The organism is Methanocalculus alkaliphilus (assembly GCF_024170505.1).
Classification (GTDB): Archaea; Halobacteriota; Methanomicrobia; order Methanomicrobiales; family Methanocorpusculaceae; genus Methanocalculus; species Methanocalculus alkaliphilus.
The window spans coordinates 19941-43333 of sequence record NZ_JALJYG010000010.1 but is presented as its reverse complement, the minus strand read 5'-3'; the positions used below and the strand labels follow the sequence as shown (position 1 = coordinate 43333).

Genomic DNA, 23393 nt, shown 5'->3' with positions numbered 1-23393 from the left:
AGGGGGTCACCGTAAAAGATGAGAGTTTATCTCATCTGCTTCGCTTTAATATCGAGGACAATACCTGCAGCGATGGTGGATCCCATATCACGGACCGCAAAGCGGCCGAGCTGCGGAAGCTCTTTTGCCTTCTCGATGACGAGTGGGCGGGTGGGAACAATCTTGACGATAGCAGCATCTCCTGCTTTGAGGAAGGCAGGGTTCTCCTCCTTGACCTGGCCACTCCGTGGGTCAAGCTTCTTCTGAAGCTCAAGGAAGGTACAGGCAACCTGGGCTGTGTGGCAGTGGAAGACCGGGGTGTACCCGATTGAGAGGACACTTGGGTGCTGAAGAACAACGACCTGGGCAGTGAACTCTTCTGCAACGGTTGGTGGTGCATCGACCGGACCACAGACATCTCCACGGCGGATATCGTTCTTTGCGATACCACGAACGTTGAACCCTACGTTGTCGCCGGGTCCTGCCTGTGCGTGCTCCTCATGGTGCATCTCGATGGATTTTACCTCACCCTCTTTGTTGGCAGGCATGAACGAGACCTTCATTCCCTTCTTCAGGAGACCGGTCTCAACACGGCCGACCGGAACGGTTCCGATACCGGAGATGGTATAGACATCCTGGATCGGGAGACGGAGCGGCTTGTCGGTGGGCTTCTCAGGCTCTTTGAGCGTGTCGAGTGCCTCAAGAAGTGTCGGGCCATTGTACCATGGAGTATCCTTGGACTTCTCTTTGATGTTGGCACCGGCAAATGAGCTCATCGGGATGAAGATCGTCTCATCAACCTTGAATCCGACCATCTTGATCAGATCGCTGACCTGCTGTTTCACTTCATTGAACCGCTTCTCATCGTACTTAACAGCATCCATCTTGTTGACGGCGATGATCAGCTGGGTGATACCGAGGGTCCTTGAAAGGAAGACGTGCTCTTTGGTCTGCTCCATCGGACCGTCAGGTGCAGCGACGACAAGTACTGCTGCATCTGCCTGCGAGGCACCGGTGATCATGTTCTTGACGAAGTCACGGTGGCCCGGGCAGTCGACGACGGTGAAGTAGTACTTCGGAGTGTCGAACCTCTTGTGGGCGATATCGATGGTGATACCACGGTCCCGCTCCTCTTTGAGGCTGTCCATAACCCATGCAAATTCGAAGGAGCCCTTGCCCTTCGACTCGGCCTCCTTCTTGAATGAGTCAAGAACGTGCTGGGCTACAGCACCGGTCTCGAAAAGAAGGCGACCAACCGTAGTTGACTTTCCGTGGTCAATGTGGCCGATAACGGCTAAATTCATGTGTGGCTTTTCTGCTGCCATTCTCAATCCTCCACTCATATAGAGACAGTCAAGCGTGCAGCCTGTCCAATGCGAGTATAATAGATAGGAAAGGCAACTATATAAAATATTTCACTTTTTACCCGAAATCCCTAAAGGAAACGATACAATGATGAACTATCCGATCCTATCCTCCCGTCATGAAGACGCTTCCTTTTATTCGAGGACCAAATGACCGTATCACCGTTGAGTGCGCGACAGGTGAGGTCGCGATACATATCCGGTGCGCTTACTGCAGGCACTGTGCCGGGATACGGATCGCCAGAAGGCTGACACCGTCGCCGCTTCTTCAGACCCATGAGAAGCTCCGGCGCGGCCGGGCATCGGATCATGATCTCCTCACCGCAGCGATGATGTTCAACCAGCTGATCGACGACCCCCGCGCAGAAGCGATCGAGTGTGCCGATGAGAAGGGGACCGGCTTCTCCCACCTCTCAGCACGCTGATTTTTTTCAGGCGAGCATAATCACAAGTGTGAGGAGCACGACAGCCCTCACAATCTCATTTGATGCCCCGACGAGATCACCGTTGATCCCACCGAAGAGACGACGGGCACCAGCAAGCAGGATCCCTGTTGCTGAGGCTGCAGCTCCCAGCGCCACGGTAATCGCCACCCATGGAAGGGGGAGCAGAAAGAGCGGCATCGCGAAGAGCCAGGCGGGAATCAGGAACCACCATTGTGCGCGTTCGTAGAGAAAGCTATGAATTCCGTCACGAAACGGTGCACCAAGAGCCGTCAGGGTTGCCATTGATGCCTTCGATGCAACCTCGGCGATGAGGAGAACAGCCGGGATCGCAGCGAGCGCAGAGAGCGATCCAAAGGAGATGAGGGTGATTGTAAGCCCCATGGCGACACCCCCCGCACCAATCTGCCGATCCGTCAATGCCCTGACCCGGATCTCCCTGCTCCCGTGTGCCATCAGACCGTCCCCAAGATCAAGGAGGCCATCGAAATGGTTGCATCCGGAGAGGAAGAGGAGAAGGCCGATTGAGAGGGCTGCTCCTGCCAGAGGGTTTGGAATGATGAAGAGCGGGAGGAGGGCAACAGCCCCGATCAGGTACCCTGCAAGCGGATAAAGATAGGATCGCTTCGCAAAAGCCTCAAAGTCTGCTGATCGCCCAACCGGAAGGATGGTTGAGAACTGGAGGAGCGCCCTGACACCCTCAAAGAGACTCATTGACCGTCACTATAGAGCTTTGATGTACAGCCTGCGATGAGGCCGGCGATCGCATCATCCATGAAGGGGCCCAGCTGCGAGAGGATACCCGGTTTCTTCTGGTCGTACCTGGTAAACTCAAATCTCGCATAGGTGCCTGCGATGATCTCCGCAATCGCCATCCCGATGATCTCATCTGCAAGGAGGAAGACGGGATCGTCAGCGATCTCCGAATCCTTCCGCTTCGCGTACAGCTCCTCTTCAAGGAGGATCGCAGAGAGGAGCATTGCAGAGACATTCGGATCTCCAAGGGCACGCCGGATATTCTTCTCAAGAACCAGTCGTCCTTCTTCTGCCGTAAGCCCGTGGGGAACATACAGCTCCATTCCGGCATCCAGTATCGCATCCATATCCACGCCAAGGGCAAGAAGGCGTTCCTCTATCTCAAACATGATGACTATTATCTGGGAGGCAGGCAATCATTAACCTATATGGCATTTTTATCCGAAGAGATCACATACCATCCGAAAAGACCTGTTTTTGCGCCTATCCTGGCAAACACAATGCTTTCAAAGGTGCCGGGGATATCCGGGGCAGGCCCGTCCCCTGAAAAGACCGTCTTTACCCCCATCCTTGATGCGGAGCTGATCGCTGACGGGAGGATCACCAGTATGCCGATCCGGCCGAATACCCCGACAGGGTGCCCGACACCCGCCACCATCACGCGGGCGATGATGCAGCTCTGCGGCCTCACCCCCCTCTTCATCAACGCCGGTCTTGAGCATCCGGCAACAACACCAACCTACCATCTCTGTGGCGAGCCGGGAAGAGACCCCCGGATCTCCGATGCCGTCCCGATGGCAGGGATGCTCTATCAGAGGGGCAGGGAGCTTGGAGCGTTCCTCTCGCAACTCTCGGATATGCTCGTCATCGGAGAATGTGTTCCGGGGGGAACGACGACATCCCTCTGCGTCCTGCGCGGCCTCGGATATGATGCCCGCGTCTCAAGCAGTTTCATTGACAACCCGCATTCACTCAAAGAAGAGATTGCAGGGGCGGTTCTCCGGAGGATACAGGACGAAGGAATCACCGATCCCCTCGACATCGTCGCTGCTGCCGGGGATCCGATGATCCCTGCCGCCGCCGGGATGGTGGAAGGCTTCTCCGGAGAGGTTCTCCTCGCAGGGGGGACACAGATGCTCTCTGTCGCCGCATTGACGAAGGCGAGAGGTATCCGGCTTCCGAAGATAGCCACGACCATCTATGTTCATGATGACCCGTCTGCGAACTTCAGGGAGATTGCAGGAGAGATTGGTCTCTCCCCCATCTACGTCGATCCCGGATTTGGCGAAACCGGCCACTCCGGCCTTGCCCGGTACTGTATCGGGGAGGTGAAGGAGGGGATGGGAGCAGGCGGTGCGATGTACCTTGCCAGAGCCATGGGGCATACAGGAGCAGTGATCCGTGATGCAGTTATGAGAACTGTCGCGGCCTACTCCTGAAGAGATAAGAGGGACCAGCATCAATATTTCACCAGGAATATGCAACCCATCTTTGTTGTCAATAACCATGGGCAGTTTAATCATCTCATTCACCGGATGCTCCGCGATCTTGAGATTGAGGTGAAGATGATCCCAAATACCACCCCCCCGGATGAGGTAGCGGACGGATGCCGCGGGATCATCCTGGGAGGCGGGCCAAGCATTGAGCGGACCGGGCGGTGTGCCGAATATCTTGATCTCGGCATACCCGTCCTCGGAATATGTCTTGGGCATCAGCTTATCGCCCGATCCCTCGGTGGAGAGACAGGGTCGGGACGAAGCGGAGGATATGGGGGGGTAGATGTGACGATCGTAGATCATGGAACGATCCTTACCGGCTATCCTGACGCCATTCATGTATGGGCATCCCATACCGATGAGGTGAAGCGCGTGCCGGAAGGGTTTACCATCCTTGCCAGATCCCCAATCTGCGATGTTGAGGCGATGGGATCGCAGGAGCGACGAATCTTCGGCCTCCAGTGGCACCCCGAAGTGAGCCATACAGAAAACGGCAGCCTCATCTACAGGAACTTCGACAGGATATGCAGAGAGTGAGCGACCTCGCAGGGGCAATTGCAGAGATCGGGTTTGTCTGCACCGGATGCGGAGTCTGCTGTCGTGGAGACGAGGAGTCAGGCAGGGTGATCATCTCCCCGGATGAGATTGGAGAGATATGCTCTGCAACGGGTTGGGAGAGAGATGATATCGCAGCACCCTATCCCGAGTATATTGAGGGGGAAGGGGGAAGCCGGTTTACCTTTGCCTGGTGTCTCCGGAGGAGGGATGAGCGGTGCATCTTCCTCTCTTCCGAAAAGCGATGTACCATCTATCACGCACGCCCCTGGATCTGCCGGACCTACCCTTTCGCGCTTGAGGGAGGGGAGCTGAGCGTCTCAGAATGTCCGGGTCTGGGAGGGAATATTACCGAGGCGGACGCACGATTACTTGCAACGGCACTCCTCAGACGAGAGGAGGCAGAAGAGAGGGAGGAGCAGGCGATCCGCAGGATCTTTTCAGAATCAGCAATTCCGGCGGGTGAGACCGTCGTCTTTGACAGTCAGGGTATGTGGAGCATTCATGGGTGAACTGAGGATAATCGGGACTGCACACGTCTCACAGAAGAGTATCGACGAGGTCATTGCCGGAGTGGCAGAATTTGAGCCGGATATCATCGCAGTTGAGCTTGATCCCCCCCGCTACGCCGCACTGAAGCAGCAGGATCCCGGAGGTGAGGCGCCAGGGGTCGGTGAGATCCTGAAGTCAGGTAACTTCACCCAGATGCTCGTCCAGTGGCTTCTTGCCTATGTCCAGCGGAAGATCGGGATGAACGTCGGGATTGAGCCTGGCGCAGAGATGAAAGAGGCGATCCGGCTTGCAGAAGAGCGAGGGATCAGAGTCGCCCTCATTGATCGCGATATCAGGATCACCCTCTCCCGTTTCTGGGATGGGATGACATTTCGTGAGAAGTTCAGGATGATCCATGCCCTTGCAGTCTCAGCGACTGGGATTGGAGGGGAGGAGATCGATATCGATGCCCTCACCGATCAGGATGTCGTCACCCTTGCACTTGAGGAGTTCCGGAAGTTCTCGCCAAACGGGGCACGGGCATTAATCGATGAGCGGGATGCATATCTTGCCCACAGCCTCATTCCACTTGTGCGGGGAGACCAGAAGGTCCTCGCCGTCATCGGTGCCGGCCATCTGAGGGGTGTCACCGGATACCTGTCAGAGCCTCAGACACTCCCTCCGATCCGGGATCTCACCATGCAGACGAAACGCCTTCCATGGGGAAAGATCATCGGCCTGGGCGTCCTCGCCCTCTTCATCTCCCTCTTCGTTATCATTGCATTCTCAGGAGTGGGTGTTGATGTCCTGGCAGTAGCATTCCTCTGGTGGATCGCAATCAACGGCACACTCGCAGCCCTTGGAACCATCCTTGCACGCGGCCATCCTATCTCAGCGGGTGTCGCCTTCTCTGCCGCGTGGCTCACCTCGCTCAATCCCCTGATGGCGGCCGGCTGGTTTGCTGCAATCGTCGAGGCGAAGATCCGAAAACCTGCGTTCTCGGACTTCAAAGCCATCAGTAAAGCAGAGAGTATCACTGAGATGAGCACAATTCCACTCTTCCGGGTCGTTCTCGTCGCAGCACTTGCCAACCTGGGGAGCACCCTTGGAACCGTCCTCTACTTCCTCTTCATCTTCCCGCTCCTTGGAATCGATCCGACGGTCCTGATCGGGGAAGGAGTGGCGAATATCTGGGAGAGGATCTCAGCGTTCTGGTAAAAAGAATCATAATAAACCCTATTTTTGCAGAGATTCCACACCATCAACAGAGGAGCAGCAACGGGAAAGACTCATGTAGGGGGAAGGGATCTAAAGAGTAATATGAAAGAAAAGAGATCCTATAGAAAAATCAGTATTCCTGGACTGGCCTGTATTCTGGCCATGCTCCTCATCACCCCGGCAACGGCTGCCATATCCGACATCCCTGCCGGAGGAACCGTATTCATCGGGGAAGAGGGGCTTGATGTTACTGCCTGCGGAGTAGCAGATGGCGATACACTCGGCTGGTTTGCGCCAGGGCGATCCCCGGCTACCGGGGATCCTGATGCCACCGTCGTCGTCAGTGATGCAACCTCGTTCTTCGTATCACCACAGATCTTCTCGGATCGAATCGGGGTCTGGTATAATCTCTCAACCGGGAATCCTGCATTCATGGTTGCGGATCCGTTCCTACATATTCGGGTATTTGATGTCGATTACGGAGCCATCGACCGGACCGGGCTCTGGGTCCCGATGGATTTTGAACTACAGTTTCGGATAACAACGAACCTTGATGCGATGGCACAGCGGCCAGGGGTTGCCGGAGCCCCAGTCGAGGTTCGTATCACTGGAGAGGAGGGTATTGAGTATTCTATGCTCAGAAACAGAGCTGGTGTCAGCACCCCCCTCCTCTTCGATGTCGACCGGTCACCATTTATGACCGGTGGGATCTGGTATCCGGATGCCGGATACAGTCGTGGAGTGTACGACTTCTATGCCTTCTGTGACGCAAATAATATGAAGGATAATTATCAGGTTATCGGAAAGACGATCACAACCCGCGATGAGTCGGTATCACTCTCACGGACAACCACGCCAACAACCACCACTCCACCTGTGACACCTGTTCCGACGACACCACCCGCAACCCTGGAGCCGACCACACCCCCGGCAACGCCAGCGCCGGTAGAGACACCACCAACACCTCCGGTCACCGAGACTCCGGTACCAACACCAACGCCGGAGCCGGCGCCAATGGGTGCTCTCATCGCCCTTGCAGCCCTGACGATAGTGACATGTCTTTTGATACGAAAATAATAACCATAAGAACAATACTCTGATGTACTATGATCCAGAACAAGAATATCGCGAACTTCGGCGTGACCATCATTCAGGCACGCCACAGTATCAGGCACTTCAAGGACACCCCGATCCCAGAAGATATCATCAGGAAGGTCCTTGACTGTGCAAAATCCGCACCATCTGCACGAAATATCCAGCCCTGGATATTTGGGACGATCACCGATCAGACGCTCAGGAGTCAGATCGCTGACCTCACGACGCATGGTAAATTCATCGCCGAAGCTCCGGTCTGCTTTGCCGTCTTCGGCGAGCGCGACCAGGAGTATGTCCTTGAGGACTGTTGTGCGGCAACCGAGAATATCCTCATCGCCCTGACCGGATATGGGATCGGCTCCTGCTGGGTTGCCGGCGAGGGCAAAGAGTATGCCGAGCCGATCAGAAAGCTCCTTGGCGTCCCTGAGAAGTACAAACTCATCTCCCTCATTGCTGCTGGTGAATCAAAGACTGAAGGGTTCGTCCTTGCAAAGAAGAAGCTCCTCGCGGATATCACCTTTAAGAACCGGTTCTCAAACGAGTGAACCATCCACCCCTCTTTTCTCTCAGGATGGTGGCCATTTCAGACCAGCATTTATGCCTGATAAAAGACCCAAGATTTATCCATGACACCACCGGTTCTCCAGGTTGCACTTGATATCCTTGATCTTGCCCGTGCCTATGCGATCACTGAAGAGGCGATAGCTGGAGGCGCTGACTGGATTGAGATCGGCACCCCGCTCATCAAGAGCGAGGGAATGGGTGCTGTGCGGGAGATCCGACGACGAAACCCGAAGATAACCATCATCGCTGATATGAAGATCAGCGATACAGGAGCCCTCGAGGTCGAGATGGCGGCAAAAGCAGGGGCAGATATCATCTGTATCCTCGGGGATGCAGACGACTCGGTCATCCGGGAAGCAGTCCGGGCAGCAGATCTCTATGGCGTACGGCTGATGGGTGATATGATGACGGTCAGAGATCCCATCACCCGGGCTCAGGAACTTGAGGAGATGGGGGTGCATATCATCAACGCCCATGTTGGCATCGATCAGCAGATGGTCGGAAAAAGCTCCCTTGATCTTCTCGACCGCCTCAGCGGCGCGGTATCGATCCCGATTGCGGCTGCCGGCGGCCTTGATGCTGCGCGGGCGGCAGAGGCAGTGACACATGGGGCAGAGATCGTCATCATCGGCGGAGCGATCATCCGATCCAGCGATGTCACCGCGTCCACCGCCCAAATCCGATCCGCTATCGATGCACCGGAGCCACGATCCCATCACAAACGGAATCAGACCGACGAGATCCGATCAATGCTGGAGGAGGCTTCCTCATCAAATGTCTCCGATGCGATGCATCGGAAAGGGGCGATGAGCGGTCTCAAACGGTATTCCGGAACCGGGAAGATGATCGGGCGTGCCGTCACCGTCCAGACCTTCGCCGGAGACTGGGCAAAACCCGTCGAGGCGATCGATGTCGCATCCCCCGGGGATGTGATCGTCATCAACAACAGCCGGGATACCACCATCGCTCCATGGGGAGAGCTTGCGACACTCTCCTGCCAGAATAAAGGTGTCGCTGGCGTCATCATCGACGGGGCGGTCCGTGATCTTGACGATATCCTCGAAATGACAATTCCACTCTATGCAACCGCAGCGGTCCCGAATGCCGGAGAACCAAAAGGGTTTGGAGAGATCAATGCGGAGATTGTTTGCTGCGGTCAGCAGGTGCGGCCGGGCGACTGGATCATCGGGGATGCAAGCGGTGTCGTTGTCCTCCCCAAAGAGCGGGCATATGAGATCAGCCGGCGGGCAGTCCTTGTTGCGCGGACCGAGGAGCGGCTTCGTGAGGAGATCAGAAGGGGTTCCACCCTCTCGGTTGTGATGGAGCTCCTCCGCTGGGAGAAGCAGTAACCAGGGGAGACGGAACTACCGGGATAGTTCCGGAGCAATCACTTTTCTTTTATCAGAACAATTATTATCCAATCGAATCCGGATCACCTTTACCGGGGCGGTCAGGGATTCGTCCTCTCCGGAAGAGAGAAGTGAATGAAGGAACGGAGTCACGCAGATGTTACATGAGGCAAAGGAGACGCTGCGGGAGGTGGTACAGGCGGTCACCCCCATTGCTGTGATCGTATTTCTGGTATTACTCGTTCTGATTGGATCGAGCGCAACAGAAATCATCGACTATATTCTCGGGGTCATGATGCTGACAGCGGGAATCACGCTCTTCCTCATCGGTGTGAAGAGCGGCCTGCTCCCGATGGGAGAGGCGATCGGATCAGATCTCCCCAAACATGGATCGATCTATCTCGTCATCATCACAGCATTCCTGCTTGGATTCTTTGCAACCGTCGCCGAGCCTGATGTCAGGGTTCTGACGAATATGGTCGATCTGGTATCCAACGGAGAGATTGCCCAGAACCCGCTCGTCCTCTCCATCGCAATCGGTGTCGGATTCTTCGTCATGCTTGCAATGCTCCGTATCGTCCTTGGCATTCCGATCACCTGGCTCTTTGCAGCAGGGTACCTGGTTGTCATCATCCTCTCCTTTCTGGCACCGGCAGACTATCTCCAGATAGCATATGATGGCGGAGGCGTCACCACCGGCCCGCTGACCGTCCCATTCATCCTCGCTCTCGGTATAGGTCTCAGTTCGGTCCTTGCGGGAAGATCGACGCTCACTGACGGGTTTGGACTTATCGGGCTTGCTTCGATCGGTCCGATCATCGGGATCATGGTGCTGGGGATACTCCTATGATCGGAGAGCTTGGAATCCTGAGCGGTATCAACCATGTCATCCTCGAAGCGATCATCGCACTGATCCCGCTCTCAGCCTTCTTCATCCTCTTTCAGATTACCTATCTGAAACTCCCCATAGGGCATGTCATCAATCTCTTCAAGGGAATTATCTTCACCCTCTTTGGGATGATCCTCTTCCTCCAGGGGGTGAAAGTCGCCTTTATCCCGGCAGGAGAGGCGATCGGATCCTTCTTCAGCGCTATCGGGAAACCCTGGATCCTCATCCCCTTCGGTTTTCTCCTCGGACTCCTTGCAACCTATGCAGAGCCTGCTGTCAGGATCCTCTGTTACGAGATCGAGAACTCGTCAAGCGGGTTCATCAGGGGAAGACTCATACTCTACACACTCTCCCTCGGGGTAGGGGTTGCTGTTGCATTCGGGATGGGACGGATCGTCTATGGATTCTCATTCCTCCCGATCATTATTACCGGCTATATCATCGCTATCATCCTCCTCTGGTTTGCGGACCGTGACTTCGTCGGGATCGCATTCGACTCAGGCGGTGTTGCAACAGGCCCGATGGCAGTCACCTTCTTAATGGCACTTGCCGTTGGGGCAGCAGCGGGGATAGAAGGGCGCGATCCGGTGATCGACGGGTTCGGGCTGATCGCACTCATTGCACTGGCACCGATCCTCTCCATCCTCATCCTTGGTATCTACTTCAAAAAGAAAAAGGTGAATGTATCATGATCTGTGAAGGTTGTAAAGTACTGATTGTAACAATCGTCAAAAAAGGCTGGTCACAAAAGGTGATCGAGGGATCCCGTCAGGCAGGTGCATCGGGCGGAACGATAATTCCCGGCCGAGGGACAGGGATCCATGAGATGCAGACACTCCTTGGACTTCGGATCGAACCTGAGAAGGAGATTATCCTCACCATTGTCAATCCTGAACAAGCCGATACGATCCTTGAGGCCATTGTTCAGGCCGCAGACCTTGAGAAGCCGGGCAGCGGGATCGCATTTGTCATCAATCTCGACAAAGTCGCCGGCCGCGTCCACATGTTTACAAAAGAAGGAGAAGAGTAGAGGAGAAGAGTAGGTTTCTTCAGCCAAGGTCGCTCTCTCGAAGGAGGGAGCCGCCTGCAGCCTGAATCTTCGAGATCGCCTCACCGGCCTGGCTCACCCTCAGGATAAGCACCGCAGCTTCCCTGCCGGAATACGCATACGCATACTCGATATTAATGCCGGCATCACCGAGGATCCGGGCAACCTCATGAAGACCCCCGGGCGCATCCTTCATCCGGACCGCAATAACATCCGTGAACTGGACAGCAAACCCAAGCTTCTCAAGAACCAGACGCGCAGTCTCGGGTGTATCGACAAGTGCACGAACAACGCCGAAACTGCTCGCCTCTGCGATAGAGAAGGCAAAGATATTCACATTGCTCTTCTGGAGGGCTTCTGCGATCGCAGCGAGCCTCCCTGGTTTATTCTCCGAGAAGACGGAGATCTGTTTGATGATATACTCTTCCTGCATCAGATAACCCTCCGGTCGATGACACGTTTTGCTTTTCCCTCAAACCGGGGGAGTGATCCCGGTTCTGCAAGCTCCACAACGACAGCCACATTCAGGGCACTTTTAAGCGTATGTTCCACTTTCTTTTTGATGTTGATGAGATCATTGATCCTATCACTGAACGCTTCAGGGGCAACCTCAACCCTGACGATCATATCATCAAGCGAGCCTTTCCGGTCAACCTCGATGATGAAATGGCCTGCAAGTTCAGGAATTCCAAGGAGTGCATGTTCAACTGCTGAGGGGAAGACGTTGATACCACGGATGATCAGCATGTCATCGACGCGGCCGGTGATCCGCTGGATCCGGGGATGTGTTCTGCCACATGCACAGGCCTCATCATCTATCCGGGTAATATCCCCGATACGGTACCGGATCATCGGAAGTGCCTCTTTCTGAAGGACGGTCATAACCAGTTCGCCCGACTCCCCGGGTTCAAGCACCTCCCCGGTTACGGGATCGATGATCTCAGGATACGCGATATCACCCCAGATATGGATGCCCTGCTGGGCAGTGCATTCAGAGAACATCGGGCCGGATATCTCGCTTGTACCATAGATGTTGTACGCCCTGACCCCCATCGTCTCATAGATTCGTGTCCTCATCGATTCTGACCAGGGTTCGGCACCGATGATGGCAGAGCGGAGATCGGTATCGTTTTTGATAGAGATACCCATCCGTTCTGCCGCTTCACCGATATGGATCAGGTATGATGGTGTACATGCGATGGCAGTCGCCTTCAGATCCTGCATCAGCTCGATCTGCCGCTCCGTGTTGCCGACGCTTGTCGGGAGGACGGCCGCACCGATCCGCTCAGCCCCATAATGGAGGCCAAGACCCCCGGTGAAGAGGCCATACCCATACGAGACCTGGATGACATCCCCCCGCCCAAGGCCACAGGAGGTGAGGGCACGTGCAAGCGAGGTCGTCCAGAGATCGAGATCTCTCCGGGTATACCCGACGACGGTCGGCTTCCCGGTCGTTCCGGAAGAGACATGGTAGCGGACGAGCTCATCATGGGGTGCACAGAATAACCGGTCCGGATAGTTATCCCGGAGATCATGTTTATACATGAACGGGAGGAGGCGGATATCAGAAAGAGTCCTGATATCATCCGGATGTACACCCGCCTCCTTCATTCGTCGATGGTAGAAGTCTGAGAAACTGTACAGCCGGTAGACGAGTGTCTTGAGGAGCCTGTACTGAAGCCTTTCGAGATCGTCCTTTTGCATCGTCTCAATCCGTGGGTCCCAGCAATGCATCAGAGATCACCCCTCCGGTCAATAACACGCTTCGCCTTCCCCTCAAACCGTGGAAGTGAGCCGGGTTCGACAAGCCTGACGGTCGTCCTGAGGGTGAGGGCTTCCTGCAGTTTCTGCTGTATCTGCTTCTGAAGTCCGACAAGGTCGCCAAGTTCACCTGAGAAGGCAGAGCGGTTCATCTCAACATCAATCGTCATCTCATCAAGATGGTGTACCCGGTCGATATATACCATGAACTGATCCCCTACCTCCGCAATGCCGAGGAGAACATGCTCAATCTGGGATGGGAAGACATTGATCCCCCGGATAACAAGCATATCATCACTCCTCCCCATAATACGTGCGATCCGCAGACCCCGGCCGCATGGGCATTCATCCTCGATGAACATGGTGATATCGCCTGTACGATACCGGATCATCGGCATCGCCTCCTTTGACAGGGATGTGATAACCAGCTCACCCTTCTCACCGGGGCCAAGCGTCTCGCCGGTCGCCGGATCGATGATCTCCGGGAGATAGCAGTCCTCCCAGATATGCAGACCATGCTTCTCGGTACATTCAAAGGCGACACCGGGGCCGTACATCTCGCTCATCCCGTAGCTGTCATAGGCATCGATGGCAAGGCGGGTCTCAAGCTCATGCCGCATCGTCTCAGACCATGCTTCCGCACCAAAACAGCCGATTCTCAGTGAATCAAGGGTCACACCCATCTCTTCAACGACTTCAGTGATATGGAGCGCATATCCCGGTGTACAGTGAAGTGCCGTCACCCCGAAGTCCTGGATCATCTCGATCTGGCGCTTTGTATTTCCTGTCGCACTCGGAACGACCATCATCCCTGTACGTTCCGCCCCGTAATGGAATCCAAGACCGCCGGTGAAGAGGCCATAGTTCACTGCATTCTGGAATGTATCGTCTGCGGTCAGGCCGACCATCGTCAGGTTTCGTGCAATCAAATCCGACCAGGTATCAATATCATGCCGTGTATAGCCGACGACCGTTGGCTTCCCGGTTGTTCCGGAGGTCGTATGGACTCTCACAACTTCCCGGCGAGGAACCGCAAAGAAACCAAACGGATATCCCTCCCGGAGATCGGTCTTCTTTGTGAACGGAAGCCGTGTAAGATCACCGGTGCTTCTGATATCGCCAGCAGATATACCGGCTTCACGAAGCCTTTCCCTGTAGAAGGGGACGTTCTCTGCGAGCGATACCGTCCATCTCAGCTGTTTTGCCTGGAGTTCCTCAAGGGGCTTCCCACGAAGAGTCTCTCTCTCTTTATCCCAGAACATGGCCATCCCTGTCATTACCTCTTCTCATTTGTGTGTAACTATACTGCAATAGACTTTGTCAGATGCTGACATGGCACACGGAGGTACATACTCCGGGCAATACTTGATATACCGGCTGGGAAAAAGAGAATATGATTGCTATGGTTGATAAAGCAGGATTGGGCAGTCTTATCGCAGGGCTGGTTCTGATAGCACTTGGAGCCTATGGTATCTTCATGTATCTCCCCGATGTCATCACCGTATTGAAGGGATCGCTTGGAATCATCGCCCTTCTTATCGGCATCTTCCTTGCCATCATCGGGGTTTTCATCATGAAAGAGTGAGACTCTATCGTCTTACAGGCCAGATATACCACTCCTCTGCCTCAACGGATGTTCCATGCGGGAATGTGGCCTTCACATGAATCCTTCCGATGCCACGATCCTGTTCGTTGAAGGAGATTTCATGGTATGGAATCCAGATGCCCCGAAGCGGGAAGTCCCCTTCAGGCAGCGAGCGGCTGACGGTTGCAAAGCCCCGGTACAGAAGACGCGGAGAGATCCGAAGACCCCTGCGATCTGTATCCGGGGTGTACACGGAGACCTCCATCGAGACGGAGGAGCCTTCGAAGGTGACGTGGTGGTTATTCCCGTCATAGAACCTGTATTTGACGATTAGACCATCAAGGTCACCAAACCCTCCAAGATCTGCAGGCTCTGCCCAGATCAGCATGCTCGAAATGGTGCGTATTCCTCCAGGTGCAGGAGCAGCCGGTTCAGGAGTTGCTGTGGGGTCCGTTTCACCAGATGGTGGCGCTGGAGGCAGTTCAGACACAGAATCTGCGTCACGATCACCGGGGAGTGGTAGTATCCCCGTATATACTGCCAGAGAGACCCCAAGAATGACCGCAATGGCAACGACAACGATTGCACGAGTATCCATATCTGAACCTTCTGCTATAACAGCAGATAATGATTCGTGTCATGAGAAAAGGGGGGAGTAGGATAAGCGAAGAGAGAGATCAACTACCAGAGGCCATCAGGAGATTCATTGTACGATACACCCGGCCCCGAGGATATCAATCAGTCCTCATACCATGGATTGGGGATGTTGCATCATATGTATCCCTTTTTGACGAGATCGGAGCAGCGCGGCTGGTTGCGATCACCCGGCACCCCGAAGATCCAAAGAGGGAGGGGATTCATCTCATTGAGGGTGATACAGACGAGATACTCTCCACCTGCAGTGAGAGATATGATCTCATTATTGCAGTTCCACCTATTGAAAGACCGGATTTTGCCATGGATGCCGGGGTTTACGAAAAGCAGAATATCAGCCCTGGCAATGCAGAGAGAACGGCAATGTTGATCCGGGCAGGAGGACTTCTCTCCCCTGACGGAGCGCTCTTCTGTATCACCGATCCGGATTTCTTTGCAGGCGGAACGAGTGCAGGCATCCTGAAAGAACACGGACTCTTCCCACAGGCAACACTTTCCCTGCCACGCGGAGTCTTCACCCCCATCGACGGGAGGAGATGCCTCCTTGTGATCATCCGGCAGGGAGCGGGGGAGAGGATGATGGCAGGAGAACTCTCCCCAGAAGACGGGCGGCAGGAGATTCTGATCCGGAATCTTCTGAGTGGAAAGGATGGAAAGACAGCACAGCATGGGAGATTCATTCACCCGTCTGCGTTCCGCAGCCTTGGAGAGATCCTCCTTGAGGACGAGGTTCAGAGGCTTGCAGAGGAGCATGGCACAGCCCCGGTTCCGTTCTCCGGTCTTGTCAGATCGATGACAATCGGGGCATGCGGGCTGCCGCAGGATGCAGGCAGGCGGCTTTATCTCCCCTACTCCCCGGCAATCCCACCGGCAACCCGAGATGAGGATCTCGCCATCGCCACCACTGAAGCCGCATGCATCCTCCTCAGGCCGGATGCCGTCGATCCCGGATACCTCACCCTCTTCTTCACCACACCGCTGGGCAACGCCATCAGGGAACTGATAGCACGAAAGGCAGGTGATATCAGCCGGTTCCGTAAGGAACTCTCACTGGCAACGATCTATCTTCCACCCCCGCAGGTGCAGGCTGAGGTGCTTGGAATCCACGGTGAGATCGAATCCCTGAAACAGAAGCTCGATGAAATCGGGGATGATCTCCTGAATCATCCTCATTCATCCCGTTCCGCTCGAGAGAGGGTGAAAAACCTGCTGGAAGGGGATGGCATTCACGACTGGACAGAGACCCTGCCATTTCCACTTGCTTCCATCATCTGGGCATATATTGCTGAGGAATCTCCAGAGAAGAAACAGAACCATCTCTTCCATCTCTTCGAAGCATCTGCCGAGTTCTTCTCCCTCATCCTCATATCCGGAGTCGCCCCTCTCATACAGGCGGAAGGTATTGACCTCCTTGACGAGAACCCTGAGTTTCGTGATATCTACCGGTATGCGACGTTTCGGAGCTGGATCATACTCTGCAGGAGGGCAGGGAGGGTTATCAGAAAGAGGCTTGGATCCCCGGAAGAGCGGGACGAGATCATGGCACTCTTCGGCAATCCGCCCCGAGGCTTCATCGATCTCATCACCGATAAGCGGCTCTTCACGCTCTTTGACGAGGTTGCGGATCTCAGAAATGACTGGAAAGGACATGGGGGAATTGTGAGCATTGCAGGGTATGAGGAGCGGGTCGCAACGCTTGAAGAGTACCTGAAGAGATATCAGCGGATCCTGCGGGATCATTTCGCGGATATGGCCCTTGTACTCCCCGGCACAGGAGAGTACCGGAATGGAATCTTTACCTATACGGCAGAGTCGCTTACAGGGTCCCGCTCCCGGTTCCGGACGATTCATCTCCAGACACGTATCCCCCTTGATACGGGAAAAGTGTATCTTCATGCGCAGGGGAGTTCGGAACCGCTTGAACTCCTTCCACTCTTCAGGATTGAAAGACACTCAAAGACAGGAGCGCCTGCATGGTACTTCTATAACCGGATCGACGGGAGAAACGTCCGCTGGGTATCATATCATTATGAGGCGGCACCGGAGTTTGAGGAGGAGAATAACGACGTGTATCTGATGATGAGGCGCCTTCTGCTCATCACCGGGGAGGAGTGATGGAGCACTGCAGGAAACTCACCCTTGAAGGATCGGCACTCCCGTTCGATCTCGATATAACACTCCGGTGCGGCCAGGTCTTCCGCTTCGAGAAGATCGGGCGCTGGTGGTGCGGCGTCCTCGAAAACGAGGTGATCAGGATCCGGCAGGAGGGAAGAGATCTCCACTTTGCAGGCACCACTGAGGATCAGATCATCAGGTATTTTGATCTCGATCTGGATCTTGAGGGGATACTGAGGGGATTTCCTGATGATCCCCTGCTTGCCTCGGCAGTCAGGCATGCATACGGGCTCAGGATCGTCCGCCAGCCGGCCTGGGAGTGTGCTGCATCATACATCGTGGCAACCTTTGCAAACATACCCGGAATACGCACCCGGATACGCCTCCTCTGTGAACGGTTCGGTGAGGAGATCCGGGCCGGGGAGTTCGCCTTCCCGAAGCCCGGCACCCTGGCATCATCTCCGCTCTGTGATATCCGGAGCTGTCGTGTCGGGTACCGCGACCGCTTCCTCTGCGGGACCGCAGGGATGGTCAGCAATGAGCCCGGGTGGGATGAGAGGATCGCCGCTCTCGAATACAGGGATGCCAGAAGAGAACTGATGAGGTTTCCGGGTGTCGGTAGGAAGGTCGCTGACTGTATCCTCCTCTTTGCCTTTCACCGGTTTGAAGCGGTTCCGGTTGATGTCTGGATCGATCGGATCATGCGGACTCATTACCTCGAGGAAGGGGGGCGGTACAGCTATGATCAGATCGCAGATGAGGCACGGGCAATCTTTGGCCCCTATGCCGGATATGCACAGGAGTACCTCTTCGCGGCACGGAATCAGATAAAAAAGTGAGACGGTTATGTTCCGGCATCCCAGGAAGCCATATATTCCTCCTGTTCAGCGGTAGGGGTATCGATACTGCATCCGAGTGAGGCGAGCTTTAACCGCGCAATCTCCTCATCGATTGCGGTTGGAACATCATGAACACCGGGAATGAGATTCTTTCCATATCTGAACATGTACTCCGTCGAGAGTGCCTGGACGGCAAAGGAGAGATCCATCACCTCGATCGGGTGGCCCATCCCTTTTGGAACGGCAAGGTTCACCAGCCGGCCCTCTGCAAGAACGTGGAGCGTCCGGTCGCTGAAGGTGTACGAATCGATCCCGTCCCGGCGGCTTATTGTATCTGCATTCGTCTCAAGATACCCGATATCGATCTCGACATTGAAGTGGCCGGCATTACAGAGGATCGCACCATCACGCATCAGGGCAAACTCTGCCTCTTTCAGGATACCGATGTTTCCGGTTGTGGTGACGAAGAGCTCGCCAATCCGGGATGCCTCCCTGATCGTTATCACATCAAATCCGTCGAAGTGCGCCTGGAGGGCACGGCGGGGATCGATCTCGGTGACGATGACCCGTGCGCCGAGTGCCCGTGCCTTCGTTGCAAGACCCCGGCCGCAATACCCGTACCCGGCGACGACGACGTACTTTCCTGCGATCAGACTATTCGTCGTCGCCATGATGGCAGTCAGCGCACTCTCGCCGGTACCATGGACATTATCGAAGTAGTGCTTCATCGGGGTATCATTGACAGCGATCACCGGGAACCGGAGTTTCCCCTCCGCTGCCATCGACTTCAGCCGGTGAATCCCGGTCGTCGTCTCTTCACACCCCCCGAGGACGCCGGGGAGAATATCACGCCTCCCTGTATGAAGCCGGTGGATGAGATCCATCCCGTCATCAATGGTGATCGAGGGGCGCGCATCAAGGACCTTGTCGATTGCCTCATAATATTCCTCAAGCGAGCAGGCACGTTTCGCATAACAGTGGATCGTCCCTCCTGAGAGGGCGGATGCCACATCGTCCTGGGTCGAGAGGGGGTTGCAGCCGGTAATATGTACCTCTGCACCGCCGGCTGCAAGTGTCCGGGCCAGGATGGCGGTCTTCGCCTCGACATGGAGTGCCATCCCGATGACGACTCCTTCAAATGGTTGTTCTTTGATAAACCGGTCCCTGATGACGTTCAGAACCGGCATATACTGCTCCGCCCAGCGGATCTTTGCTTCACCTGTCTGCATTCTGTACCCCTGTACTACCACTATGTACGCAGGATCTCTTAATCAATCCCGATGGGAACAGACGCTTGATAAGAGGATGCGCCCTATGATCTGATGATGGCTTTAACACGCAGAATCATCCCATGTCTCGACCTGAAGAATGGACGGGTCGTGAAAGGGACACATTTTGAGGACCTCAGGGATGCGGGCGATCCGGTCGAACTGGCGGCGCGGTACAATGAACAGGGGGCAGACGAGGTGGTCTTCCTGGATATCACCGCATCGAAAGAGGCACGGAAGACGATCATTGATCTCATCTCGCGGGCTGCGGACCAGCTCTTCCTCCCCCTCACCGTCGGGGGCGGTATCAGGACAAACGATGACATCACCGCCATTCTCAGGGCAGGGGCTGATAAGGTCTCCATCAATACCGCGGCGGTTCAGAACCCGGCGATCATCTCCGAAGGTGCGGCGGCATTTGGCACCCAGTGTATCGTCCTTGCGATGGATGTCAGGCGGAATTTTGAGGAGACGGAAGGAACGACCCAGATCAGGCTCCCTGACGGAAGAACCTGCTGGTACGAGGTTGTTACGCATGGCGGGAGCAGACCGACTGGCATCGATGCCATACGGTGGGCACAAGAGGGGGAAGAGCGGGGAGCGGGCGAGATCCTCCTGACATCGATGGAGACGGACGGGACGAAGGAGGGTTTTGATATTCCGATCACCGAGGCGATTGCATCTGCAACCAGCATCCCTATCGTCGCCTCCGGAGGGGTCGGTACACTTGAGCACTTTTATGACGGGTTTGTCCATGGCAAGGCAGATGCCTGCCTCGCCGCATCCGTCTTCCATTTCGGGGAATATACAATACGCGACGTAAAAGAGTATCTTGCCGCAAAGGGCGTCCCTGTGCGGCTATAAAGATTTCAGAGGAAGGGCCGGAGATCGAGCTCGAAGCCGATGACCGGGTGTTCCAGATCAAAAGCAAGGATCACATCGGGGTGGAGCTCACCAAACGATCCCACCACCTCTGAACCGATAGATATCGCCCCCTGCCTGCCGGGAAGGTACGCGGGATCCTCTGAGGCGGCAACACTCGTTTCAATGCCGCATTCCCGGAGTAATGCATCGACTGTTGCATACACCTCCGAGAAGTCAGCACCCGGATGCGTCGCCGCACCTGCCACCTTCTGATGGGTTACGATATGATCATTCACATCTCCGACCGCGAAGATCCGCTGCGGCAGTTCACGGTGTTTGTTCGCTGAGAGGATCTCAAGAAGTCCGGGGAGGAGATCGGTCCTGAGCATTGTATTCTCAAGGGAGATGGGATGGAGCACCCTCAGGGCGCGATCAGAGACCGGCCGCTGCATATACTCATAGCTGACCCGGTCGTTTGTCAGGGTAAACGGCATCACCTCGGTGTACCCAAGGCCAATTGCCACCTCTGAGACGATTCGGGCAAGCTCCATCGCGGGATCGGCCCTGCCTATCGTGAAGGTGGGTGGAAGATCGCCGGAGAAGTGATTGAAGCCCCATGCGATCGCCACATCCTCAAAGACATCCCAGTCATGCATGATGTCTGCCCGGTAGCAGGGAACCGTCACCCGGACAGAGGATCCGTCAAGAGGCTCTGCACCAAACCGCATCTTCTGAAGGAGGGGGATGATCGAGTCCCGCGTCACCGGGATGCCAAGGAGCCTGGCACAGGCATCTGCATCGATGATCCGCTCAACGGGTGCGAGGGAGGGGCATGGAACCCCGTCAATTCTCACCGACTCTATCCTGCCGCCGGCCTCGGCAAGTGCCGTACAGATGATTGAGACGGTCTTTTCAACCGCCCGCTCATCGGTACCGGTGACATCAAGGAGGATGTCGGTCGTCTCTTCGGTGATCCGGGTCAGCTCGCCGTTGATGATCGGGGGGAACGAGAGGACGGCATCCTCTGCATCCACGATCAGGGGGAAGCGGTCAAAGTCCGAGACAAGACCCGCAAACATCCTCCCCTTCGGATGGTCAGTCAGCATCTCCTCCATCGTCATCTCACGGGTCTCATCGAGGGGGACGAAACGGCGGTCCCGTGGGGAGGCGATATACCGGAATGGCGGAGTGATCGTCGAGAGATCATGCACCCCGATCGCCACCTTCGACCGTCCCCGGCCTATCGCCCAGTGAAGCGCCTCCTGAAGCGCCATCAGCGACTCGATCGATGCCTCATCAAAGGAGAGGCCACGGATAACCGCCGATCCAAGGCAGGGACGAATTTCGGCAAGCCCGGGATCGACGGAGAAGGTGATCCCCGACTCGCCGACCGGGTAGTCGGGGAGACCGGTCTCTATCCCGAGGAATCCACGCATTGCCCGGGCAACCCCCTCAACCGAGTAGAGATCGGTTCTGTCCGGGAAAAACTCGACATCGGCGTGATCTTCTTCGAGCCGTTCGATATCGGATCCAATCATCGGGAGTGCGGCAAGAATCGTCTCACGATCGGTCCGGCAGAGCCGTTCGAGATACGCATAATCCAGTGTTATAATCGCCATGATTCAGGCCCTCCTGTATGACGGAGCTGAACGCACCCAGTCGATATCGCTCTTATAGAGCTGGCGGAGATCAGAGAGTCCAAGCCTGAGCATCGCAACACGGGAGATCCCAAGCCCCCATGCGAGGACCGGTTGTGTGATCCCAAACGGTGCGGTCACCTCTTCACGGAAGATACCGGCACCCCCAAGCTCAACCCATCCAAGACCATCGACCCAGACCTCCGGCTCGACCGAGGGTTCCGTATAGGGGAAGTAAGCCGGACGGAACCGGACATCTGAAAAGCCCATCCGGTGGTAGAACTCCTTTAAAAAGCCGAGCAGATTATTGAAGGTGACATCCTTATCCATAACAATCCCTTCAAGCTGTTCAAACTCGGCGAGATGTGTCGGATCAATCGACTCCCTCCGATAGACGCGGGAGAGCGAGAAGGCCTTCACCGGCGGTTCCGGGTGCGCGGCGAGATACTGGATCGAGAGAGCCGTTGAATGTGTCCTGAGGACCGAGGCGCGTGCCTTCTCAGGGTTCCATCTTCCACCCCAGCCTGTCGATGAGGTCTCCCCGCCATGCTCATGCATATCGCGTATCTTCTCCCATCCATCGGGCAACGGGGAGGTAACATCAAGATAGAAGGTATCCTGCATCTCTCGTGCCGGATGGTCCTGCGGCTGGAAGAGGGCATCAAAGTTCCAGAATGCACTCTGGACGATATTGCCTGAGAACTCCGAGAAGCCCATCTCAAGGAGGAGTGTCCGGACCTCGTCAAGGATCCTGCGGTATGGATGGATCTTGCCGGGATAGATCCTCCGTGGCGGGGTGGCAAGGCTGTAGCGGCGGAGGGACTCCTCTCTCCATGATCCGGAGATGATCTGCTCACGGGTCAGTGTTCCGATCTCCGGGCGGAGATCAAGGCCTTTCCTGACGATTTCATCTCCCTTCGGGGTGATGGAGATATTCCACCGGACCTCCTCGGAGATGGTGACCAGGCCACGGGATTTCAGATCACCAATGCCGGAGATCTCACCTTCACCAGAGGCAATAGCCCTGAGTGCCCGTTCATCATCCGTCTCAGGGATGGAAGCGGCCTTCTTTGCGATCCCAGCCTCGATCCTGATCCACCCGTTCTTCCGCATCCACCCGATTGCCACCTTCGCAAGGGGGTGGCGGGAGAGCTCTCCCATCGGTATTTCGCCATTAATGCTCTCGATGACCTGCCGCTCAGGGAGGCCTTCCTCTGCGTAACGCTCCCCTTCTTCCGTCAGATGGTATCTCTCACGGACATCCCGCCTGATCTGAACGAGATCCCTGCCTGCGGCGAGGTGAGCCCACTGGACCACCGAACCGGGATCCGCATCCAGATCATCCGCAAGCAGCTCCGCATCAGCAGATGTATGCTTCTGAAGAATGAGGAGGAGCCGTTTCTCATTTGCCGTTAACTCCAT

General features: G+C 55.6%; 25 protein-coding genes. 15 read left to right on the top strand and 10 right to left on the bottom strand.

From position 1 onward, the window contains the following. Nucleotides 1–26: 26 nt before the first annotated feature. Complete coding sequence (gene tuf, locus J2T58_RS07945; RefSeq protein WP_253488614.1) at nt 27–1304, bottom strand: translation elongation factor EF-1 subunit alpha; 1278 nt, start codon at nt 1302–1304, stop codon at nt 27–29. Nucleotides 1305–1462: 158 nt separating this feature from the next. Between tuf and J2T58_RS07940 the strand changes: the two genes are divergently transcribed. Then, entirely contained in the window at nt 1463–1768 is a 306-nt protein-coding gene (locus J2T58_RS07940; RefSeq protein WP_253488612.1) for a hypothetical protein, read from the top strand. Between the two features lie 6 nt (nt 1769–1774). On the opposite strand, the gene cobS is transcribed toward J2T58_RS07940, so the two are convergent. Continuing rightward, entirely contained in the window at nt 1775–2500 is a 726-nt protein-coding gene (gene cobS / locus J2T58_RS07935; RefSeq protein ID WP_253488610.1) for an adenosylcobinamide-GDP ribazoletransferase, read from the bottom strand. Beyond that, nucleotides 2497–2931, bottom strand: a complete 435-nt coding sequence (locus J2T58_RS07930) for a phosphatidylglycerophosphatase A (RefSeq protein WP_253488608.1) — start codon at nt 2929–2931, stop codon at nt 2497–2499. The genes cobS and J2T58_RS07930 overlap by 4 nt, the downstream gene beginning before the upstream one ends. 39 nt (nt 2932–2970) lie before the next feature. Here J2T58_RS07930 and cobT point away from each other — a divergent pair, with 39 nt between their 5' ends. The 10 genes from cobT (at nt 2971) to J2T58_RS07880 (ending at nt 11230) form a co-directional block, all read left to right on the top strand. Next, nucleotides 2971–3981: a nicotinate mononucleotide-dependent phosphoribosyltransferase CobT gene (gene cobT / locus J2T58_RS07925; protein ID WP_253488606.1), complete on the top strand. Its 1011-nt coding sequence runs from the start codon at nt 2971–2973 to the stop codon at nt 3979–3981. A 39-nt stretch (nt 3982–4020) separates the two neighbouring features. Beyond that, nucleotides 4021–4575 carry a GMP synthase subunit A gene (locus tag J2T58_RS07920; protein WP_253488604.1) on the top strand — a complete coding sequence of 185 codons (555 nt, stop codon included), beginning with the start codon at nt 4021–4023 and terminating at the stop codon, nt 4573–4575. After that, nucleotides 4563–5105 carry a YkgJ family cysteine cluster protein gene (locus J2T58_RS07915; RefSeq protein ID WP_253488602.1) on the top strand — a complete coding sequence of 181 codons (543 nt, stop codon included), beginning with the start codon at nt 4563–4565 and terminating at the stop codon, nt 5103–5105. Before J2T58_RS07920 ends, J2T58_RS07915 begins: the two co-directional genes overlap by 13 nt. Beyond that, nucleotides 5098–6303, top strand: a complete 1206-nt coding sequence (locus tag J2T58_RS07910) for a TraB/GumN family protein (RefSeq protein ID WP_253488600.1) — start codon at nt 5098–5100, stop codon at nt 6301–6303. Before J2T58_RS07915 ends, J2T58_RS07910 begins: the two co-directional genes overlap by 8 nt. A gap of 102 nt (nt 6304–6405) precedes the next feature. After that, on the top strand, nt 6406–7380 hold the full coding sequence (locus tag J2T58_RS07905) for a DUF3821 domain-containing protein (protein WP_253488599.1): 975 nt from the start codon (nt 6406–6408) through the stop codon (nt 7378–7380). Nucleotides 7381–7409: 29 nt separating this feature from the next. Beyond that, nucleotides 7410–7943, top strand: a complete 534-nt coding sequence (locus tag J2T58_RS07900) for a nitroreductase family protein (RefSeq protein ID WP_253488598.1) — start codon at nt 7410–7412, stop codon at nt 7941–7943. 81 nt (nt 7944–8024) lie between these two features. Continuing rightward, nucleotides 8025–9311, top strand: a complete 1287-nt coding sequence (locus J2T58_RS07895) for an orotidine 5'-phosphate decarboxylase / HUMPS family protein (protein ID WP_253488597.1) — start codon at nt 8025–8027, stop codon at nt 9309–9311. 157 nt (nt 9312–9468) lie between these two features. Next, the gene (locus J2T58_RS07890; RefSeq protein WP_253488596.1) at nt 9469–10161 is read left to right on the top strand and encodes a DUF1538 domain-containing protein; all 693 of its coding nucleotides are present in this window, start codon (nt 9469–9471) and stop codon (nt 10159–10161) included. After that, entirely contained in the window at nt 10158–10892 is a 735-nt protein-coding gene (locus J2T58_RS07885; protein ID WP_253488595.1) for a DUF1538 domain-containing protein, read from the top strand. Before J2T58_RS07890 ends, J2T58_RS07885 begins: the two co-directional genes overlap by 4 nt. Beyond that, on the top strand, nt 10889–11230 hold the full coding sequence (locus J2T58_RS07880; protein ID WP_253488594.1) for a P-II family nitrogen regulator: 342 nt from the start codon (nt 10889–10891) through the stop codon (nt 11228–11230). Before J2T58_RS07885 ends, J2T58_RS07880 begins: the two co-directional genes overlap by 4 nt. A 19-nt stretch (nt 11231–11249) precedes the next feature. Here J2T58_RS07880 and J2T58_RS07875 read toward each other — a convergent pair whose 3' ends face one another. From J2T58_RS07875 to J2T58_RS07865, 3 genes are read right to left on the bottom strand one after another with little or no spacing between them, the layout of a single operon-like run. Beyond that, on the bottom strand, nt 11250–11681 hold the full coding sequence (locus J2T58_RS07875; protein ID WP_436262636.1) for an ACT domain-containing protein: 432 nt from the start codon (nt 11679–11681) through the stop codon (nt 11250–11252). Further along, nucleotides 11681–12982, bottom strand: coding sequence for a phenylacetate--CoA ligase family protein (locus J2T58_RS07870; protein WP_253488593.1), 1302 nt, complete (start codon nt 12980–12982; stop codon nt 11681–11683). The genes J2T58_RS07875 and J2T58_RS07870 overlap by 1 nt, the downstream gene beginning before the upstream one ends. Then, a complete protein-coding gene (locus tag J2T58_RS07865) occupies nt 12982–14271 on the bottom strand; it encodes a phenylacetate--CoA ligase family protein (RefSeq protein ID WP_253488669.1) in 1290 nt (429 codons plus the stop codon). The genes J2T58_RS07870 and J2T58_RS07865 overlap by 1 nt, the downstream gene beginning before the upstream one ends. 140 nt (nt 14272–14411) lie before the next feature. Between J2T58_RS07865 and J2T58_RS07860 the strand changes: the two genes are divergently transcribed. Next, on the top strand, nt 14412–14594 hold the full coding sequence (locus J2T58_RS07860; protein WP_253488591.1) for a hypothetical protein: 183 nt from the start codon (nt 14412–14414) through the stop codon (nt 14592–14594). 4 nt (nt 14595–14598) lie between these two features. Here the strand turns inward: J2T58_RS07860 and J2T58_RS07855 are convergent, their stop codons facing one another. Continuing rightward, the gene (locus J2T58_RS07855; protein ID WP_253488589.1) at nt 14599–15192 is read right to left on the bottom strand and encodes a hypothetical protein; all 594 of its coding nucleotides are present in this window, start codon (nt 15190–15192) and stop codon (nt 14599–14601) included. 29 nt (nt 15193–15221) lie between these two features. On the opposite strand from J2T58_RS07855, the gene J2T58_RS07850 reads away from it, so the two are divergent. After that, nucleotides 15222–17363 (top strand): hypothetical protein, encoded by a 2142-nt coding sequence (locus J2T58_RS07850; RefSeq protein WP_253488587.1) that lies wholly within the window; start codon nt 15222–15224, stop codon nt 17361–17363. Beyond that, entirely contained in the window at nt 17363–18202 is an 840-nt protein-coding gene (locus J2T58_RS07845) for a DNA-3-methyladenine glycosylase family protein (RefSeq protein WP_253488585.1), read from the top strand. The genes J2T58_RS07850 and J2T58_RS07845 overlap by 1 nt, the downstream gene beginning before the upstream one ends. A gap of 5 nt (nt 18203–18207) precedes the next feature. Here J2T58_RS07845 and J2T58_RS07840 read toward each other — a convergent pair whose 3' ends face one another. Beyond that, nucleotides 18208–19431 (bottom strand): adenosylhomocysteinase, encoded by a 1224-nt coding sequence (locus J2T58_RS07840; protein WP_253488583.1) that lies wholly within the window; start codon nt 19429–19431, stop codon nt 18208–18210. A 96-nt stretch (nt 19432–19527) separates the two neighbouring features. On the opposite strand from J2T58_RS07840, the gene hisF reads away from it, so the two are divergent. Then, nucleotides 19528–20334, top strand: coding sequence for an imidazole glycerol phosphate synthase subunit HisF (hisF, locus tag J2T58_RS07835; RefSeq protein WP_253488667.1), 807 nt, complete (start codon nt 19528–19530; stop codon nt 20332–20334). Nucleotides 20335–20339: 5 nt separating this feature from the next. Here hisF and pheT read toward each other — a convergent pair whose 3' ends face one another. Together pheT and pheS are read right to left on the bottom strand one after the other, a co-directional pair. Next, on the bottom strand, nt 20340–21953 hold the full coding sequence (gene pheT, locus J2T58_RS07830; RefSeq protein ID WP_253488581.1) for a phenylalanine--tRNA ligase subunit beta: 1614 nt from the start codon (nt 21951–21953) through the stop codon (nt 20340–20342). Between the two features lie 3 nt (nt 21954–21956). Next, nucleotides 21957–23393 (bottom strand): phenylalanine--tRNA ligase subunit alpha, encoded by a 1437-nt coding sequence (pheS, locus tag J2T58_RS07825; protein WP_253488579.1) that lies wholly within the window; start codon nt 23391–23393, stop codon nt 21957–21959.

Coding starts and splice junctions, on each gene's coding strand:
- tuf (WP_253488614.1), bottom strand. CDS start 1,304: ATGGCAGCAGAAAAGCCACACATGAATTTAGCCGTTATCGGCCACATT.
- J2T58_RS07940 (WP_253488612.1), top strand. CDS start 1,463: ATGAAGACGCTTCCTTTTATTCGAGGACCAAATGACCGTATCACCGTT.
- cobS (WP_253488610.1), bottom strand. CDS start 2,500: ATGAGTCTCTTTGAGGGTGTCAGGGCGCTCCTCCAGTTCTCAACCATC.
- J2T58_RS07930 (WP_253488608.1), bottom strand. CDS start 2,931: ATGTTTGAGATAGAGGAACGCCTTCTTGCCCTTGGCGTGGATATGGAT.
- cobT (WP_253488606.1), top strand. CDS start 2,971: ATGGCATTTTTATCCGAAGAGATCACATACCATCCGAAAAGACCTGTT.
- J2T58_RS07920 (WP_253488604.1), top strand. CDS start 4,021: ATGCAACCCATCTTTGTTGTCAATAACCATGGGCAGTTTAATCATCTC.
- J2T58_RS07915 (WP_253488602.1), top strand. CDS start 4,563: ATGCAGAGAGTGAGCGACCTCGCAGGGGCAATTGCAGAGATCGGGTTT.
- J2T58_RS07910 (WP_253488600.1), top strand. CDS start 5,098: ATGGGTGAACTGAGGATAATCGGGACTGCACACGTCTCACAGAAGAGT.
- J2T58_RS07905 (WP_253488599.1), top strand. CDS start 6,406: ATGAAAGAAAAGAGATCCTATAGAAAAATCAGTATTCCTGGACTGGCC.
- J2T58_RS07900 (WP_253488598.1), top strand. CDS start 7,410: ATGATCCAGAACAAGAATATCGCGAACTTCGGCGTGACCATCATTCAG.
- J2T58_RS07895 (WP_253488597.1), top strand. CDS start 8,025: ATGACACCACCGGTTCTCCAGGTTGCACTTGATATCCTTGATCTTGCC.
- J2T58_RS07890 (WP_253488596.1), top strand. CDS start 9,469: ATGTTACATGAGGCAAAGGAGACGCTGCGGGAGGTGGTACAGGCGGTC.
- J2T58_RS07885 (WP_253488595.1), top strand. CDS start 10,158: ATGATCGGAGAGCTTGGAATCCTGAGCGGTATCAACCATGTCATCCTC.
- J2T58_RS07880 (WP_253488594.1), top strand. CDS start 10,889: ATGATCTGTGAAGGTTGTAAAGTACTGATTGTAACAATCGTCAAAAAA.
- J2T58_RS07875 (WP_436262636.1), bottom strand. CDS start 11,681: ATGCAGGAAGAGTATATCATCAAACAGATCTCCGTCTTCTCGGAGAAT.
- J2T58_RS07870 (WP_253488593.1), bottom strand. CDS start 12,982: ATGCATTGCTGGGACCCACGGATTGAGACGATGCAAAAGGACGATCTC.
- J2T58_RS07865 (WP_253488669.1), bottom strand. CDS start 14,271: ATGTTCTGGGATAAAGAGAGAGAGACTCTTCGTGGGAAGCCCCTTGAG.
- J2T58_RS07860 (WP_253488591.1), top strand. CDS start 14,412: ATGGTTGATAAAGCAGGATTGGGCAGTCTTATCGCAGGGCTGGTTCTG.
- J2T58_RS07855 (WP_253488589.1), bottom strand. CDS start 15,192: ATGGATACTCGTGCAATCGTTGTCGTTGCCATTGCGGTCATTCTTGGG.
- J2T58_RS07850 (WP_253488587.1), top strand. CDS start 15,222: ATGATTCGTGTCATGAGAAAAGGGGGGAGTAGGATAAGCGAAGAGAGA.
- J2T58_RS07845 (WP_253488585.1), top strand. CDS start 17,363: ATGGAGCACTGCAGGAAACTCACCCTTGAAGGATCGGCACTCCCGTTC.
- J2T58_RS07840 (WP_253488583.1), bottom strand. CDS start 19,431: ATGCAGACAGGTGAAGCAAAGATCCGCTGGGCGGAGCAGTATATGCCG.
- hisF (WP_253488667.1), top strand. CDS start 19,528: ATGGCTTTAACACGCAGAATCATCCCATGTCTCGACCTGAAGAATGGA.
- pheT (WP_253488581.1), bottom strand. CDS start 21,953: ATGGCGATTATAACACTGGATTATGCGTATCTCGAACGGCTCTGCCGG.
- pheS (WP_253488579.1), bottom strand. CDS start 23,393: ATGGAGTTAACGGCAAATGAGAAACGGCTCCTCCTCATTCTTCAGAAG.